The following is a 15,667-nucleotide window of genomic DNA, read 5'->3' on the forward strand; positions in this document are numbered from 1 at the left end:
CCTCCTAGCGGTCAGTCATCGTTGGCTGGTCGCCCAGTGGTCCTACGTGCCGGTAGCCTGCCATGCCGTGACCGCGCCGGGGAAGACGCGGGAAGAGTGGCATTCACCTCCTGTTTCCCTGCGACGGTGACCCCACGTACGCCGATGGCGGCGGGGAAGCGTCCCCCGCCGCCATCGATGCTGGTGTTTGCTTTGCCGGTGCTCCGGTCAGGCCTTCTTGGTCAGGCAGAGCACGTAGCCGGTCTTGCCCGGCGCGATGCTGGAGAAGATGTAACCCTCGTCGTCTTCCTTGAAGAACTGGTTACAGGCGGTGTCGGCCTTGGCCTGGGCCTCGGTCTGGTCCTCCACCCGACCGACCACGTTGTATGCCGCGTCGGTGGAGGTGCACTCGACGACCTTGGCGCCGTCGACCTTCTCCTGCTCGGTGCCGGTGATCTCGGGCAGCTCGGCGATGCAGTCGCCGGCCTTGGCGTCGGCGGTCTCGTCCTTGTTCAGGTAGCTGCCGATACCGAACTTCAGCCCGGCGATGACGACGACCACGAGGATCGTGCCGATGATGCCGAGGGCTTTCTTTGCACCGGATTTCTTCGCCTCCGACTGGCCCGGAGGCGGCGTCGCGACGGCCGGCTGGGATGTTGCGGCGTCGGGCGCGGGGGGCGGTGCGACCTGCTCTGACAACGGGATTCCTTCCGAGGGCTGGATGAGCAGACGACACCGTAACGATCATTGATTTACGGCGCTGCCCCGCTCGCCTCGTCCGTTCAGCTATTTCCCAGCTTCCTGTGCATGGTCTATGTCACCTGGCATTTCAGCTCGTCGGAGTCGGCGTCGGATCGCTACTGTGCGTCGCGGTCGGAGTCGTGGTCGGACTCGCCGCGGGCTCACCGGTGGTCGTCGCGGTCGGGTCCGGCGGTGTCGGCGCTTCCGGTGTCGGTGTGGGTGTCACGTTCGGCGTTTCGGGTCGCACCGGCACGCCCGGCGCGCGATGGCCGAAGGGCGCCTGCTCCACGCAGTACGGGTAGGGCCTCAGCAGCGGGTTGCCGTACTCGTCGATGCGGCCCTCGCAGTCCGGGGAGCCCAGGCGGATCGGGTCGCCGTTCTGGTCGAAGAGCCGGGCGTTCTCCACCAGCCGGCCCTCACTGTCGTAGACGAAGACGTCCCGGACCCGGTCGTAAGGGCTGTTGATCGACGCCGGGTCGACGCCGTAGTCGCCGTAGCGCATCCGGTCCTCGGCCTGGACCAGGGCGGAGAGCGCGAAGACCACGAGCACTGCGCTGCCGACCTGAAGCGCCGAGCGCGGCCAGCGACTCAACTGGGCGGAGCGACGGCCGAGCCAGATCGAGGCGAGCACGAAGGCGACCAACATGATCAGACCGGCGAGCAGTTCGCCGCCGAACCGGGGCAGCACACCGAAGGCGCCCCCGGTGGTGATCACGGTGAGCAGCATGGCCGCCAGGTAACCGCGCAGCACCCACCAGGCGGGCCGCAGCAACCGGAGGAAGTCGCTTGCCGTCTCGTACCCCAGGGCGGGGCCGAGCCCCGTGTCGAGCACCCGGAGCCGGCCCTGGAGCCTGGCCAGTACGGTGGCGACCCGCTGGTCGAGGTTGCGCCCGCGGACCGCACCGACGCCGGCCGCGGCACGCAGCTCGGCGGCGTACGTCTCCGGCTCGCCCAGCCGCTCGACGAGAGTGCCCTCGGACTCGGCGGCGACCTCGTTCAGATGGTCGGCCAGGTCCTCGGTCAGCTCGTCGCGTTGACCCGGCGGCAGGTCGGCCAGAGCGGCCCGGACCCGCGTCACATAGTCGGTGATCTCCTGCTCCGTGACGGTCATGCCGCCAGCCCCCGATCGTCGAGCAGACTGTCCATTGTGGTGGCGAACGAGCGCCAGAGTTTGCCGGAGCGGGTCAACTGGTCACGCCCGGCGGCGTTGAGTGAGTAGTACTTGCGGTGCGGGCCCGATTCGCTCGGCACGACGTAGGTGGTGAGCAGTCCCGCGGCGAAGAGTCGGCGCAGCGTGCCGTAGACGGAGGCGTCGCCGACCTCGTCCAGGCCGGCCTCGCGGAGCCGGCGCAGGATGTCGTAGCCGTAGCCGTCCTCCTCGCGGAGCACGGCGAGGACGGCCAGATCGAGCACGCCCTTCAACAACTGTGTGGTGTCCACGCATTGCACACTAGTGCGCAATGCGCAGTAGCGTCAACGGAACTGACACGGCGTGCCGCACCGGTCCCTGGAATGTCCCGTCCCCGACCCTCTGACGGCCAATCGATCTAGCGCGCGGCTGGCTGGAGACTCCAGGCGATGCCGTCGAGGATGTCGTGCTCCGAGGCGACCACCGACGGCATCCCCGCGCGCTCCATGATCACGCGGAGCACCAGCGCGCCCGCGCCGATCACGTCGGCCCGACCCGGATGCATCACCGGGTTCGCCAACCGCTGCTCACGGGTCTGCCCCAGCAGGTCCGCGGTCACCTGGGCGACCGCCTCGTACGACACCCGGGCGTGGTGGATGCGCTCCGGGTCGTACTCCCGCAGGCCCTGCGCGAGCGCGACAACAGTGGTGACCGACCCTGCGAGACCGACGAGGGTGGCCGCCTCGCGGCCCGGCACCGCCGCGAGCGCCCTGTCCACCACTGCCGCGATGTCGGCCTGCGCTGCCGCCACCTGCTCGGGCGTCGGCGGATCGCCGGGCAGGTGCCGCTCGGTCATCCGGACGCAACCGATGTCGACCGAGATCGCCGCCCGCACCCCACCGGCCCGGTCACCGACCACGAACTCGGTCGAACCGCCGCCGATGTCGACGACCAGGAACGGCTCCTTCGCGTCGGCGGGCAGCCCACGCACCGCGCCCGTGAACGACAGCCGGGCCTCCTCGTCGCCGGTAACCACCTCGGGCGCCACGCCAAGGGTGCGCTGCACCATCTCGGTGAAGTCGGCGGCGTTCGCGGCGTCGCGGGAGGCCGACGTGGCACACATCCGCACCCGCTGGGCACCCAACTTCTCGATGTCAGCGGCGTACGACGCCAGCGCCACCCTGGTCCGCTCGATCGCCTCCGGCGCGAGTCGCCCGGTGCGGTCCACGCCCTGACCCAGCCGGACGATCTCCATCCGCCGTGTCACGTCGACAAGTGGCGCCTCGGGGCCGGCGGACCCGTCCGGCAGGTCGGCGATCAACAGTCGGATCGAGTTGGTCCCGCAGTCGATGGCCGCCACACGCGTCGTCACCCCGCAACCCTACGACAGCTGCCGGACGGGATCCCGCGCGCTCAGAGCCGCAGCAGCATCCGGGTGTTGCCGAGGGTGTTCGGCTTGACCCGCTCCAGGTCCAGGAACTCCGCGACACCCTCGTCGTACGAGCGCAGCAGCTGCTCGTACACCGGCTGCGGCACCGGCGCGCCGTCGATCTCACGGAAACCGAACGCGCCGAAGAACTGCGTCTCGAAGGTGAGCACGAAGATCCGTGCCACGCCCAACTCCCGGGCGGCATCGATCAGCTCGCCCACCAGCCGGTGCCCGATCCGCCGGCCCCGGCACGACGGGTCCACCGCCACAGTGCGGATCTCGGCCAGGTCCTCCCACATCACGTGCAGCGCCCCGCAGCCCACCACGGCGTCGTCGGAGTGGCGGACCGCCACCCGGAACTCCTGCACCTGCTCGTAGAGGGTGACCGTGGCCTTGCTCAGCAGCCGCCGGTCATCGGTGTACGTGTCGACCAGCCGCCGGATGCCCCGTACGTCCCCGGTGCGTGCCCGCCGTACCAGAATCTGACTCTCGGGCGCCGAGGGCCCGGCCTGCGCGCTCATTCGGCCGCCGGCACGTCCACGCACGGGCCTGTCGTCCACCAGGGCTCGACAAGCGCCAACGTCTCGTCGCCGAACGGGTTCACACCCGGGCCGGCGCCCAGCGCGTGCCCGACGTGCACGTGCAGGCACTTCACCCGCCCGGGCATCCCACCGGCGGAGATCCCGGCGATCTCCGGCACCTCGTCGATCGCCTCCCGCCGGGCGAGGTAGTCCTCGTGCGCCGCGCGATAGTGGGCCGCCAACTCCGGATCGGCTGCCAGCCGCTCGGCCATCTCCTTCATGAGCCCGGCCGACTCCAGCCGGCTGCACGCCGCCGTCGCACGGGGGCAGGTCAGGTAGAACAGCGTCGGGAACGGGGTACCGTCGGCCAGGCGGGGCGTCGTCTCCACCACATCCGGCAGGCCGCACGGGCAGCGGTGCGCCACCGCACGGCTGCCCCGGGGAGTACGGCCGAGCTGCGCCGCCACCGCGGCCAGGTCGGCCTCGGTGGCCGGCTCCCGCTGCGGCAGAGGTACGGAATCCGCCGCCGACTCCGACGGTGGTACGACAGTCACGGTGCCCATCTCTCCTGGTGTGCTGGTCGGTGGATCACTTTCCCGGTTGCTGGCTGTCCGCAGCCCGCACGCTCGACCAGAGCGTGTCGTACCAGGTCGTTGGGCCGGCCGGGGTGGCCGGGCCGTCGGACTTCCCGGCGTCGCGGGCGGCGCCCTCCGGGTCGTGCAGCACCACCATCATCTTCTCGCCCGGTTCGCCCATGAAGAACCGTTCCCGGGCCTGCGTCTTGATGTACTCGTCGTCCTTCCACTTCGCCGCCTCGGCGGCGAGCTTCGCGATCTCCTCCTCCTGCGCCGCCTGCGCGGCCTCCATCCGTTCGATGTCGGCCTGCTGGTCCAGGTAGACCTGAACCGGATAGGTGTACGCGAGAGCGAGCGCGATGAGCACCGCGAACAGCACTGTGGCCCGGCCGGTGAAGCGACGGGGGTGGGGTGCGGAGAGGCGCTTGACGGAACCACCGGAGGCGGTACGTCGGGCTGCGGCCGGACGGTTGGCGGAACGCCCGCCCTCAGCACCCCGGGCGGCGCTCGGTGCCCGGCCGGCAGCGCCACGCGGCTCGGCGCGTACGCCCGCGTCCCGGACCGACCCACGGGTGGCCCGGCCACCGCCCGGCCGGCCGGACTGACCCGGCCGGCGGGCGGGACGCTGACCACCCGGTGTGCGGCGCTGCTGCATCGTCACACCCCTCCCCCGAGGCTTCTACGCGTCTCAGGCCGAACGGTAGCGCGGGAAGGCGCCGGCACCGGCGTAGCGCGCCGCGTCGCCCAGCTCCTCCTCGATCCGGAGCAGCTGGTTGTACTTGGCGACCCGGTCCGAGCGGGCCGGCGCACCCGTCTTGATCTGGCCGCAGCCGGTGGCCACCGCCAGGTCGGCGATTGTGGTGTCCTCGGTCTCGCCGGAACGGTGGCTCATCATGCACTTGAAGCCGGCGCGGTGCGCCAGGTCCACAGCGTCCAGGGTCTCGGTCAGCGAGCCGATCTGGTTGACCTTCACCAGCACGGCGTTCGCCGCCTTCTCCGCGATACCGCGGGCGATGCGCAGCGGGTTGGTCACGAACAGGTCGTCGCCGACGATCTGCACCCGGTCACCGATCGACGCGGTGAGCGTCTGCCAGCCGGTCCAGTCGTCCTCGGCCAGCGGGTCCTCGATCGACACGATCGGGTACTCGTCGGCCAGCTTGGTGTAGTAGGTGCTCATGTCCTCGGCGGACTTGCCGGCACCCTCGAAGGTGTAGGTGCCGTTGTCGAAGAACTCGGTCGCCGCCACGTCGAGGGCGAACACGATGTCGGTGCCGAGCCGGTAGCCGGCCTTCTCGACAGCCTCGGCGATCAGATCCAGGGCCGCCGCGTTGGTCGGCAGGTTCGGCGCGAAGCCGCCCTCGTCGCCGAGCCCGGTCGACAGGCCCTTCTTCTTCAGCACCGACTTCAGCGCGTGGTAGACCTCCGCGCCGGAGCGCAGCGCCTCACGGAAGGTGGGCGCGCCGATCGGCGCGATCATGAACTCCTGGATGTCGACGTTGGAGTCGGCGTGCGCGCCACCGTTGAGGATGTTCATCATCGGCACCGGCAGCAGGTGCGCGTTCGGGCCACCCAGGTAGCGGAAGAGGCTCAGCTCGGCGCTGCCGGCGGCGGCCTTCGCGACCGCGAGGGAGACGCCGAGGATGGCGTTCGCGCCCAGCTCCGACTTGCTGTCGGTGCCGTCGATGTCGAGCATCTTCTGGTCGATCAGCCGCTGCTCGCTGGCCTCGTACCCGATGATCTGGTCGACGATCTTGTCCTCGACGTTGGAGACCGCCTTCTCCACGCCCTTGCCCTGGTAGCGGCCGGCGTCACCGTCGCGCAGCTCGATCGCCTCGAAGGCGCCGGTGGAGGCGCCGGAGGGCACGGCGGCGCGGGCCACGGTGCCGTCGTCCAGGCCGACCTCGACCTCGACCGTGGGGTTGCCCCGCGAGTCGAGAATCTCCCGGGCGACGATTCCCTCGATGGTTGCCACTGAGTCGCTCCTCGTTGTTGATATCCGGTCCGTGGGTGGGCCGCGACGGTGCGGCTGAGGCAGGTGTTGAACGCAGCGTATCGGGCGGCGGGAACGGGCACGGCGTCGCCCGCGCACCCGACTCGGCCCGCACTGACGGACATTCCCGTATTTCCGGGCCTCAACCGGCAACGAGTTTGCGCTGCGCCGACCCGATCGACCAGGCTGGTCGCCATGCCCGCCGCCTCGACCACCCTCCGCATGCTCGCCGTGTCGGTCATCGCGTCGCTCACGGTCACCGGCTGTCAGACATTCGAGGACGCCGGACGCGCCATGGGCCGCTCCGATCTCGTCAACGACCTCGCCGCCCGACTCGACCGGGCGCTGGAGTTGACCTACTCGGCCGACTACCAGCTTCCCGGCGGCCAGGCCGCCGGGATCGTGCAGGCGCAGGACCCGGCGCGCTCCGCGTACATCTATCCGGGTGGGCGGCTCACCGTCACACCGGAAGCGGTCACCCGCTGCACCGAGACCGGTGGCCGCATGGCGTGCACGCTCGTCACACCTCCCACCCCCGGCACCAAGCCCACAGTGGCGCTCTTCGCCGAGGCCAACCAGCAGGGCCTGGTCACCCCTCCCGTGGTGATCGGCATGTTGACCGCCGCCGCGCTCGACCCGGAAGCGGTGATCAAGCAGAGCGACACCACCATCGCCGGCCGTCACGCCGCCTGCGTCGAGGTGCAGCGCGCCGACGGCAACTTCACCGCCTGCGTGACCACCGAGGGCGTGCTGGGCAGCTTCAACGGCCCGGTCGACGGCAAGCCCACGGAGTTGGCGCTGAGCCGCTACAGCGAGACGGTGCAGAAGGACGCGTTCGACCCGCCGCCCGGCGCCGGCGTGGTGGACCGCCGACCGGGCGGCTCGTGACCGTCCAGCCCTCCGCCTCTGGGCAGCGCGCCGGTTTCCTGCCGGGAGTCGACCCCGACCGCCTGCCGGCACCCACCGACCTCGCCCTGCCGGTGCTCGGGGCGAAGTTGCTGACCACCGCCCACGGGGCGGTGGCAAGGGTCGGCGACCTGCCCGCCGACACCTCGTGGACGCCCGTGGGCACCCTCGACGGGGTGCCTGCGTGGACAACCGATCTCACAAACGCCGACGCCTTCCCCGGTCGGGCGCGACGCTGGGCGTCACTCGCCGCCGAGGTGCCCGAACCCCTCGCCACGCTTGCCGGCCGGGCGCTGGCGGTGACCACCTGGCGGCGTACCCACCGATGGTGCGGCGCCTGCCGGGCCGAGTTGACCGACCAGCCCGGCGAGACCTCCCGGCGCTGCCCCGACTGCGGCCTGTACGTGCCGATGCAACTCTCGGTCGCAGTGCTGACCGCCATCACCCGCCCCGGTCGGGCGGGCCATCCCGACGAGCTGCTGCTGGTACGGCACGCCACCGGGCCGACCAAGCTGTGGGCTCTGGTCGCCGGCTTCGTCGAGGCCGGCGAGACACTGGAGGCGGCGGTGCGCCGGGAGGTCGGCGAGGAGGTCGGCCTGACCGTCGAGGACTTGGCCTACCACGGCAGCCAGCCGTGGGCGATCTCCGGCCCCGGGGTGCTGCTCGCCGGTTTCACAGCCCGTGCCGCCGACCCGCACGCCGAGCCGGTGGTCGACGGTCGGGAGCTGACCGAGGCCCGCTGGTTCGGCCTGGATGCGCTGCCGGCGGAGCTGCCTCCGGCGTACTCGATCTCGCGCTGGCTCATCGACGCGACGGTGACCGCCGGGCGGCGGTGACCGCCGCCGGCAGGCGGCGGTCAGGTCAGACGCCGAGCAGGGTACGCAGGTGGCGCGGCGGCGGACAGCCGTGGCCGAGCATCGCGTCGTGCCATTCGCGCGCTGAGACCCCTTCGGGGCGGGCGGCGGCGATCTCGGCCACCTCGCTGTAGCCCACGAAGTAGGTGGACAGCTGCGTCGAGGTGAGCAGCACCCGACGCCACTTGCCGGCCGCCTCGCCCTCCTCCTGGAAGCCGCGCCCGGTCATCAACGCCATCGCCTCGGCCTCGGGCAGGTCCTCGGCGTGCACCAACTGGTCGAGCAACGCGTTGATGGTCATCCGCAGCTGCATCTTGAGCTGCTGCAACCGCACCGGCACGCCGCCGTAGCCGAGGCCCGCCATCAGCTCCTCCGCGTACACCGCCCAGCCCTCGATGAACGGGCCGGACTGGGCCAGCGCCCGGACCCGGGTGGCACCGACGTAACGGCGGGCGTGGGCGAGCTGGAGGAAGTGCCCCGGCATCGCCTCGTGCACCGTCAGGTTGCGGATCATGTGGTCGTTGTATTCGCGATAGAACGATTCGACCCGCTGCGCCGGCCATGCCGACGGGGTTGGCGCGATGCAGTAGAACGTGGGCACGGCAGCGGTTTCCAGCTGGCCTGGCGAGTCGCAGTACGCCACGGCGACGCCCCGCGCGAACTCCGGCATCTCCTGGATCACGCACCTGTCGTCGACAAGTGTGACCAGGTCGTGCATGCGGACGAAGTCGGAGGCCTCGTCCAGGGTCACCCCGGCCAGTTCGACGATCGTCGCGTCGTCGGGGTGCTCGGCGGCGAGCACGTCGAGTGCCCGGCGTACCGCCGCGTCGTCGGCCGGACCACCGACCAGCTCGACGGCCGCCTCGCGGATCTCCTCGGTGACCCGGTCCAGATTGGCCCAGGCGCGGCGCTGGATCTCGGCGGCGCCCAACTCGGTGTCGAGGGTGTGCCAGAGTCGCGCCTCCCAGCGGCGGCGGCCCAGCCGGGGATCGCGCCCCGGGCCAGCGTCGGCGGCCAGGCCGGTGCGCAGCCACGCCACGAACTCTTCCAGGGCCGCGATCGCCGCAGTGGCCGCCGGCTCGACCCGGTCGAGGGCGCCCGGCGCCTGGGCGAGCAGCGGCGGCAGCTCGTCGCGGATCAGCGCGGCCGTGCCGGCGAACTGCCCGACCGCCGTCTCGGCGTGGACCCGCGGCATGTCCCGCAGCGTCGCGCGGGCGGTCGCGAGCGCATCGGGTACGGCGGCGAGCCGGCCGGCCATCTGCGTCAACCGCACCTCGACCGGCGCGTACGGGCGGGCCAGCAGCGCGTGCAGCAGCGGGCCGGGGTTGTGGCGCAGTGGATCCCACTCGTGCGACCGGATCTCGGTCAGCTCGAAGAGCTCCCGGTCCACGAATGAGGTGAGCAGCGCGTGATCCACCTGCTCGTCGATGTCGAGCGCGTCGGGGTCCAACTCGGACAGCGCGTTGGCCGCGTCGGAGAGCATCGCCCGATCGGCTGCCAACGCGTCGGCGGACAGATCGGGTAGCCGGTCGTCGAACCGGTGATCCCCCGCAGCGGTGGCGACACCCGGCCGCGTCTCCAGCAGAGCCTCAACGACCCGCTCCGCCAAAACCCCAAACTCTTCCACCAACCCACAGTACCGACCGCCACCCCCACACCTCGTTGATCAACGCCGAGGCGGGTGGCGGTTCATCACCGCCGCGCGGTGCGATCAGGGTTTGGGTTCGGACGCGCGGATGGCGTCGGCAGTGGTCAGAGTCGTGTGGCGGAGGGCCTTCTCGGGGTCCAGGTTCGCCTCGCGGGCCGCGGCGACAGTGGCCAGGAGGCTGGCACCCAGGCGGGTTTCCTCGTCCGGCTGGGCGGCCGGTGGCGGAAGCGCGACCGGTAGGCCGGCGCGGGCGGCGCGGTCCAGGATCTGGGTGGCCAGGGCGAGGGCGGGCTGGCTCAGCGCGATGCCGTCCAGCACCGAGTCACGCGCCTTCTCGACCTTCTTGATCCGTTCCCAGTTCTCGGTGATCTCCTCAAGCGTGCCGGCCTCCACGCCGGCGAAGACGTGCGGATTGCGCCGGATCATCTTGTCGACCAGGCCACCGGCCACATCGTCGATGGTCCACCGCTCGCCCTCGGGCAACTCCTCCGCGAGCCGGGCGTGCAGCACCACCTGGAGCAGCACGTCGCCCAACTCCTCGCGCAGCGCGTCGGTGTCGTCGGCGATTATCGCGTCGTACGCCTCGTAGCTCTCCTCAAGCAGATAACCCGCGAGGCTGCGGTGCGTCTGCGCCCGCTTCCACGGGTCACCGCCCGGCGATGCCAGCCGGTCCAGCACGGCGACCGCGTCGAGCAGCCGGGCGCCCGGCGGATCCCACGAGCCGTACATCAGCTCCATCTCGGCCAGCCCCGGCTCCCGCGCCAGCCGCAGACCCAGCTCCCGGGCCAGCGCCTCATCGCCCGCAGGACCGGCCAGCCAGACCACAGTGCCGTGCGCCGCCACCGCGTCCAGCAGCGGCTGCGTCGCCGGACCGTCCACCACCGTGACGTCGGCGCCCGCCTGACGCACCGCCGTGACCGACTCGCACTCCGCGCCGGTCAACACCGGATGCCGACGTACGACGTCCCAGGCGGCGGCGGTGAGCAGACCGGCCGGCAGCCGTGGCGATGTGACAAGCAGGACGATCCGTGCCGTCATGCTCAGCTGGCCGTGCCCTCGCCATGCGAGTGCGAGTCCGAGTCCGGGTTCGCGTTCGACGGGTCCGTCGTCGGGGTGGAGACATCAGTGACCGCGCCGGAATCCGGCTCGCCCAGGGGAACACTCACCGCGGCCACGTCGCCGGAGAAGCTGAGCAGCGGGAACTCCAGCGGACGGTACCGGGGGCTGATCGTCACGTCGTACCGCTCGACCGCCTCGGCCAGGACCCGCTTGGTCCCCAGCGCACCGCGCAGCTGCTCGCCGTCGAGCTGACGGGCGGCGTCCTCATCGGACACCTCGGGCGGGATGTTGCCTCCCCCGCGGCCGGCGGCGATCACGTCGGCCATCTCCTGCTCGGTCGGCTCGACGGGCTCGGCCGGCAACCCGGACAGGCAGGTGAAGAGCTTGGCCATCTCCCGCACGTACCCGGTGTCGGGGGTGAGGCCGAGCTGCTGGGCGGCCTGGTCGGCCGAGACCTGGCTGCGCGGCTGGTAGCCCTCCTCGGCGGAGACCTTCTCGCACACGTTCGTCAGCACCAACACCCGGACCACGTCCGCCAACTCGGGCAGCTGCGGCCCCGGCGCCGCCGGCTGGCCGCTGGCATCCGGCGCCGCGGTCGGCGTCGGGTTCTTCGTCCGCAGGTCGTTCATCGCGGCGGTGACCTCGCTGTCGGTGATGCGCTGGTCACCGATGTAGGCGGCGGTACCCGGCTCAGCACGGCAACCGGAGAGGGCGACGAGGCCCAGCGAGACACTGGCGACGGCGACAAGACGGCGAGCACGCATGGCTGCCACTCTCTCACGCCGTCACCGGGTGTTGTGACACCCCCCACCTCCGTCCGCCCGCCGGCCAGGGCAAGTGTCGGAGCGACACCAGCCCCGGCCGGCAGGAGACCACAGGGTCAGGCGGTCGCGGGCCGGTGGTCGCGGCCCGGCCAGACGGTCGCGGCCCGGCCGGACGCCGCCCGGTCAGACACGGCCCGGTCAGGCGGGCGCGGCCACGGCCGGGGCGCCCAACACGTCGGAGAGCAACTGGGCACACCATTCGAGCAGCGCCTGGTCGCGCAGCGGCTCGCCCCCGATCCGGCGGGTGCTCGGCCGGGGCACGCTCACCTGGTCGGTGGCCTGCTTGTAGACCGCGTCCGGGTGGTAGCGCTTGAGCCGCAACTGCTTCGAGTCAGGCAGCGGCAGCGGACCGAACCGGACGTGCTTGCCCTGCATCGACACGTCGGTCAGGCCGTACCGGCGGGCCAGCAGGCGGAACCGGGCCACCGCCACCAGGTTCTGCACCGGGGCGGGCGGCTCGCCGTACCGGTCGGTCATCTCGGCCACGACCTCGCGCAGACGCTCCTCGTCGCGGGCCTCGGCGAGCTTGCGGTACATCTCCAGGCGCAGCCGCTCGACGCTCACGTAGTCGTGCGGCAGGTGCGCGTCGACCGGCAGGTCGATCTTGACGTCGACCTCATCCTCCGGCCGCTCACCCTTGAACGCGGAGACCGCCTCGCCGACCATCCGCACGTACAGGTCGAAGCCCACGCCCTCGATGTGGCCGGACTGCTCACCGCCGAGCAGGTTGCCGGCGCCCCGGATCTCCAGGTCCTTCATCGCCACGTACATGCCTGCGCCCAGCTCGGTGTGCTGGGCGATGGTGGCCAGCCGCTCGTGGGCGTGCTCGGTGAGCGGCTTCTCCGGCGGATAGAGGAAGTACGCGTACGCCCGCTCGCGACCCCGGCCCACCCGGCCACGGATCTGGTGCAGCTGGGCCAGGCCGAGCAGGTCGGCCCGCTCCACGATCAGGGTGTTGGCGTTCGGGATGTCGATGCCGGACTCCACGATCGTCGTGCAGACCAGGACGTCGAACTCCTTCTCCCAGAAGCCGACCATCACCTTCTCCAGGGCGTCCTCGCCCATCTGGCCGTGCGCCACCGCGACCCGCGCCTCAGGCACCAGCTCCCGCAGCCGGCGTGCCGCCCGGTCGATCGACTCGACCCTGTTGTGCAGGTAGAAGACCTGCCCGTCGCGCAACAGCTCGCGGTGGATGGACGCGGCGACCTGCCGGTCGTCCTGCGCGCCGACGAATGTGAGCACCGGGTGCCGCTCCTCCGGCGGGGTGGCGATGGTGGACATCTCCCGGATGCCCGTGATCGCCATCTCCAGGGTCCGCGGGATCGGGGTGGCCGACATGCTCAGCACGTCCACCGAGGCACGCAGGGTCTTCAGGTGCTCCTTGTGCTCGACACCGAACCGCTGCTCCTCGTCGACGATCACCAGACCGAGCTGCTTGAACCGGGTGGCGGTCTGCAACAGCCGGTGGGTGCCGATGACGATGTCGACGGTGCCGTCGGCGACCATCTCCAGCGTCCGTTCGGTCTCCTTCGCGGTCTGGAACCGGGACAGCTGCCGGATCTGCACCGGGAACTGGTTCATCCGCTCGGCGAACGTGTTGTAGTGCTGCTGCACCAGCAACGTCGTCGGCACGAGCACCGCCACCTGCTTGCCGTCCTGCACCGCCTTGAACGCCGCCCGTACCGCGATCTCGGTCTTTCCGTAGCCGACGTCGCCACAGATCAGCCGGTCCATCGGGACGGTCTGCTCCATGTCCCGCTTGACCTCGTCGATCGCGGCAAGCTGGTCGGGCGTCTCCTGCCAGGGGAACGCGTCCTCCAACTCCCGCTGCCAGGGGGTGTCCGGCCCGAACGAGTGCCCCTTGGACGCCTTGCGGGCCGCGTACAGCTGGATGAGCTGCGCGGCGATCTCCCGGACCGCCTTGCGGGCCCGCGCCTTGGACTTCTGCCAGTCCGAGCCGCCCATCTTGTGCAGGGTCGGCTGCTCACCGCCCACGTAGCGGGACAGCTGGTCGAGCTGGTCGGTGGGGACGAACAGCCGGTCACCGGGCTGGCCCCGCTTGCTGGCCGCGTACTCGATGACAAGGTACTCCCGGCTGGCGCCGTTGACGGTGCGCTGCACCAGCTCCACGTACCGGCCGATGCCGTGCTGCTCGTGCACCACGAAGTCGCCGGCCTTGAGCTCCAGCGGGTCGATGGTGTTGCGCCGCCGGCTCGGCATCTTGCGCATGTCCCGCGTCGAGGTGCCCCGACCGCCTGTGACGTCGTTGCCGGTGAGCAGCACGAACCGGGACGCCTCGTCGACGAACCCGCTGCCCAGCGCGCCGCAGGTGACGATCAGCTCGCCGGGCGCGGGAGCGGTCGGCACCTCCTCGGTCAGGCGGGCGCCAAGCCCCGCGTCGCGCAGCACCTCCACCGCCCGCTGGGCAGGGCCGTGCCCCTCGAAGACAAGCGCTACGGACCAGCCCTCACCGGCCCAGCGCTTGATGTCGTCGACCACCCGGGCGGTCTCGCCGTGGTAGAGCGGGGCCGGCTGGGCGGCGAGGGTCACCGCGATGGCGTCGTCCGGCGTGACGCTTGCCTGCTCGGGCGCGTCCTCCCAGGGCTGACGCGTCTCGGCCGTCTCGGCCTCCACCAGGCCGAACGGGGACAGCGTCCACCACGGCTGGCGGAGCCTGCCGGCTGTCGCGCGGACCTCGGCGAGGGTGCGGAAGGCAGCGGCGCCGACGTCCACCGGGGCTTGGCCGCCGACAGCGGCCGCGGCCCAGCTGGCCTGGAGAAATTCCTCCGAGGTACGCACCAGATCGTGCGCCCGGGTGCGGATCCGCTCCGGGTCGCACAGCAGGACGTGGGTGCCGGCCGGCATCGCGTCCAGCAGCAACTCCAGCGAGTCGGGGCCGACAAGCACCGGGGCCAGCGACTCCATCCCCTCCACCGGGATGCCCTCGGCCAGCTTGTCGAGGATCTCGGCCAGCTCGGGGTGTTCCTGCGCGAGCGCGGCGGCCCTGTCGCGCACCGCCGGGGTGAGCAGAAGCTCGCGGCAGGGCGGTGCCCAGAGCAGCGGGACCTGCTCGATGGTCCGCTGGTCGGCGACGGCGAAGGTACGGATCTCCTCCACCTCGTCGCCCCAGAACTCGACACGCGACGGGTGCTCGTCGGTGGGCGGGAACACGTCGAGGATGCCGCCGCGCACCGCGTACTCACCGCGCTTGGTGACGAGGTCGACCCGGGCGTACGCCATGTCGGTCAACCGGCGGGCGACAGCCTCCAGGTCGGCCTCCTCGCCCGCGGCGAGCTGCACCGGCTCCAGGTCACCGAGCCCCTTGAGCTGCGGTTGCAGCAGCGAGCGGACCGGGGCGACGACCACCCGCAGTGGGCCGGTCCTGCCGTGCGCGTCGGCCGACCCGGGGTGCGCCAACCGGCGCAGCACAGCCAGGCGTCGACCCACCGTGTCCGAACGTGGGGAGAGCCGCTCGTGCGGCAGCGTCTCCCAGGAGGGGAAGACCACCACCTGGTCGGCCGGCAGCAACCCGCCCAGCGCGGCGGCCAGGTCGTCGGCCTCGCGGGTCGTGGCGGTCACCGCCAGCACGGGTCGGCCGGCACCCTCGTTGTCGGCGGCGACCGCCGCGACGGCGAACGGACGCAACGCGGCGGGAGCGGTGATGTCGAGGCCGTCGACCTGGGCGGCACCGGAGCGCGCCAGGTCACGCGCCCGGGCCAGCCCGGGGTCGGCCAGGGCGGCGGAGAACAGACCGGTGAGCAAGGGAATCCTTCCAGGGGGGTCGACGCACACGACGGCTGCCCCTCGTCCGGTCGGACGGGGGGTGCACGACGACAAGCCTATCCCCGCGCACCGACAGACGACCCATTCCGCCCATGCCCAAGCCGCACGCGCCGCGCCCCGCGCCCCGCCCCGCATCTCGCCCCCGCCCCCGCACGCCGCGCACTGCAACCCGCGCCCCGCGCCGCGACCCGCGCCCCGCCCCTGCGCCCCGCGCCCGCGCCCGCGCCCC

The 15,667-nt window shown here is 71.7% G+C and carries 14 protein-coding genes; 2 read left to right on the forward strand and 12 right to left on the reverse strand.

What is annotated here, in order from left to right; genetic code table 11:
* Nucleotides 1-207 precede the first annotated feature (207 nt).
* The 8 genes from ACLQ23_RS01605 to eno form a co-directional block, all read right to left on the reverse strand.
* Entirely contained in the window at nt 208-678 is a 471-nt protein-coding gene (locus ACLQ23_RS01605) for an LppU/SCO3897 family protein (RefSeq protein WP_355596855.1), read from the reverse strand.
* A 130-nt stretch (nt 679-808) separates the two neighbouring features.
* A complete protein-coding gene (locus tag ACLQ23_RS01610; protein WP_425880257.1) occupies nt 809-1,831 on the reverse strand; it encodes an HAAS signaling domain-containing protein in 1,023 nt (340 codons plus the stop codon).
* Nucleotides 1,828-2,160, reverse strand: coding sequence for a PadR family transcriptional regulator (locus ACLQ23_RS01615; protein ID WP_355596851.1), 333 nt, complete (start codon nt 2,158-2,160; stop codon nt 1,828-1,830). The genes ACLQ23_RS01610 and ACLQ23_RS01615 overlap by 4 nt, the downstream gene beginning before the upstream one ends.
* A 107-nt stretch (nt 2,161-2,267) precedes the next feature.
* Nucleotides 2,268-3,209, reverse strand: a complete 942-nt coding sequence (locus ACLQ23_RS01620; RefSeq protein WP_425880336.1) for an exopolyphosphatase — start codon at nt 3,207-3,209, stop codon at nt 2,268-2,270.
* A gap of 53 nt (nt 3,210-3,262) precedes the next feature.
* The gene (locus ACLQ23_RS01625; RefSeq protein WP_355596849.1) at nt 3,263-3,799 is read right to left on the reverse strand and encodes an amino-acid N-acetyltransferase; all 537 of its coding nucleotides are present in this window, start codon (nt 3,797-3,799) and stop codon (nt 3,263-3,265) included.
* Nucleotides 3,796-4,353 carry a DUF501 domain-containing protein gene (locus tag ACLQ23_RS01630; protein ID WP_355596847.1) on the reverse strand — a complete coding sequence of 186 codons (558 nt, stop codon included), beginning with the start codon at nt 4,351-4,353 and terminating at the stop codon, nt 3,796-3,798. Before ACLQ23_RS01630 ends, ACLQ23_RS01625 begins: the two co-directional genes overlap by 4 nt.
* A 34-nt stretch (nt 4,354-4,387) precedes the next feature.
* Entirely contained in the window at nt 4,388-5,029 is a 642-nt protein-coding gene (locus ACLQ23_RS01635; protein ID WP_355596927.1) for an FtsB family cell division protein, read from the reverse strand.
* A gap of 33 nt (nt 5,030-5,062) precedes the next feature.
* Nucleotides 5,063-6,346 (reverse strand): phosphopyruvate hydratase, encoded by a 1,284-nt coding sequence (gene eno / locus ACLQ23_RS01640; RefSeq protein WP_053655345.1) that lies wholly within the window; start codon nt 6,344-6,346, stop codon nt 5,063-5,065.
* Nucleotides 6,347-6,559: 213 nt separating this feature from the next.
* Here eno and ACLQ23_RS01645 point away from each other — a divergent pair, with 213 nt between their 5' ends.
* Both ACLQ23_RS01645 and nudC read left to right on the forward strand, forming a co-directional pair.
* Nucleotides 6,560-7,252: a hypothetical protein gene (locus ACLQ23_RS01645; RefSeq protein WP_355596845.1), complete on the forward strand. Its 693-nt coding sequence runs from the start codon at nt 6,560-6,562 to the stop codon at nt 7,250-7,252.
* A complete protein-coding gene (gene nudC, locus ACLQ23_RS01650) occupies nt 7,249-8,106 on the forward strand; it encodes an NAD(+) diphosphatase (RefSeq protein ID WP_425880258.1) in 858 nt (285 codons plus the stop codon). The genes ACLQ23_RS01645 and nudC overlap by 4 nt, the downstream gene beginning before the upstream one ends.
* Before the next feature lie 25 nt (nt 8,107-8,131).
* On the opposite strand, the gene ACLQ23_RS01655 is transcribed toward nudC, so the two are convergent.
* From ACLQ23_RS01655 to mfd, 4 genes are all read right to left on the reverse strand, one after another.
* Nucleotides 8,132-9,751, reverse strand: a complete 1,620-nt coding sequence (locus ACLQ23_RS01655; RefSeq protein ID WP_425880259.1) for a DUF885 domain-containing protein — start codon at nt 9,749-9,751, stop codon at nt 8,132-8,134.
* Between the two features lie 84 nt (nt 9,752-9,835).
* Nucleotides 9,836-10,810 carry a nucleoside triphosphate pyrophosphohydrolase gene (locus ACLQ23_RS01660; protein ID WP_425880260.1) on the reverse strand — a complete coding sequence of 325 codons (975 nt, stop codon included), beginning with the start codon at nt 10,808-10,810 and terminating at the stop codon, nt 9,836-9,838.
* Nucleotides 10,811-10,812: 2 nt separating this feature from the next.
* Nucleotides 10,813-11,595 (reverse strand): hypothetical protein, encoded by a 783-nt coding sequence (locus ACLQ23_RS01665; protein WP_425880261.1) that lies wholly within the window; start codon nt 11,593-11,595, stop codon nt 10,813-10,815.
* A gap of 198 nt (nt 11,596-11,793) precedes the next feature.
* Nucleotides 11,794-15,417 carry a transcription-repair coupling factor gene (gene mfd / locus ACLQ23_RS01670; protein ID WP_355596835.1) on the reverse strand — a complete coding sequence of 1,208 codons (3,624 nt, stop codon included), beginning with the start codon at nt 15,415-15,417 and terminating at the stop codon, nt 11,794-11,796.
* Nucleotides 15,418-15,667 lie beyond the last annotated feature (250 nt).

This window comes from Micromonospora sp. DT41 (genome assembly GCF_049841715.1).
Lineage (GTDB): Bacteria > Actinomycetota > Actinomycetes > Mycobacteriales > Micromonosporaceae > Micromonospora > Micromonospora profundi.

What these genes read in the sequence shown, in the direction of transcription:
- ACLQ23_RS01610 (WP_425880257.1), bottom strand. Translation starts at nt 1,831, where the DNA reads ATGACCGTCACGGAGCAGGAGATCACCGACTATGTGACGCGGGTCCGG.
- ACLQ23_RS01625 (WP_355596849.1), bottom strand. Translation starts at nt 3,799, where the DNA reads ATGAGCGCGCAGGCCGGGCCCTCGGCGCCCGAGAGTCAGATTCTGGTA.
- ACLQ23_RS01635 (WP_355596927.1), bottom strand. Translation starts at nt 5,029, where the DNA reads ATGCAGCAGCGCCGCACACCGGGTGGTCAGCGTCCCGCCCGCCGGCCG.
- ACLQ23_RS01645 (WP_355596845.1), top strand. Translation starts at nt 6,560, where the DNA reads ATGCCCGCCGCCTCGACCACCCTCCGCATGCTCGCCGTGTCGGTCATC.
- ACLQ23_RS01660 (WP_425880260.1), bottom strand. Translation starts at nt 10,810, where the DNA reads ATGACGGCACGGATCGTCCTGCTTGTCACATCGCCACGGCTGCCGGCC.
- ACLQ23_RS01665 (WP_425880261.1), bottom strand. Translation starts at nt 11,595, where the DNA reads ATGCGTGCTCGCCGTCTTGTCGCCGTCGCCAGTGTCTCGCTGGGCCTC.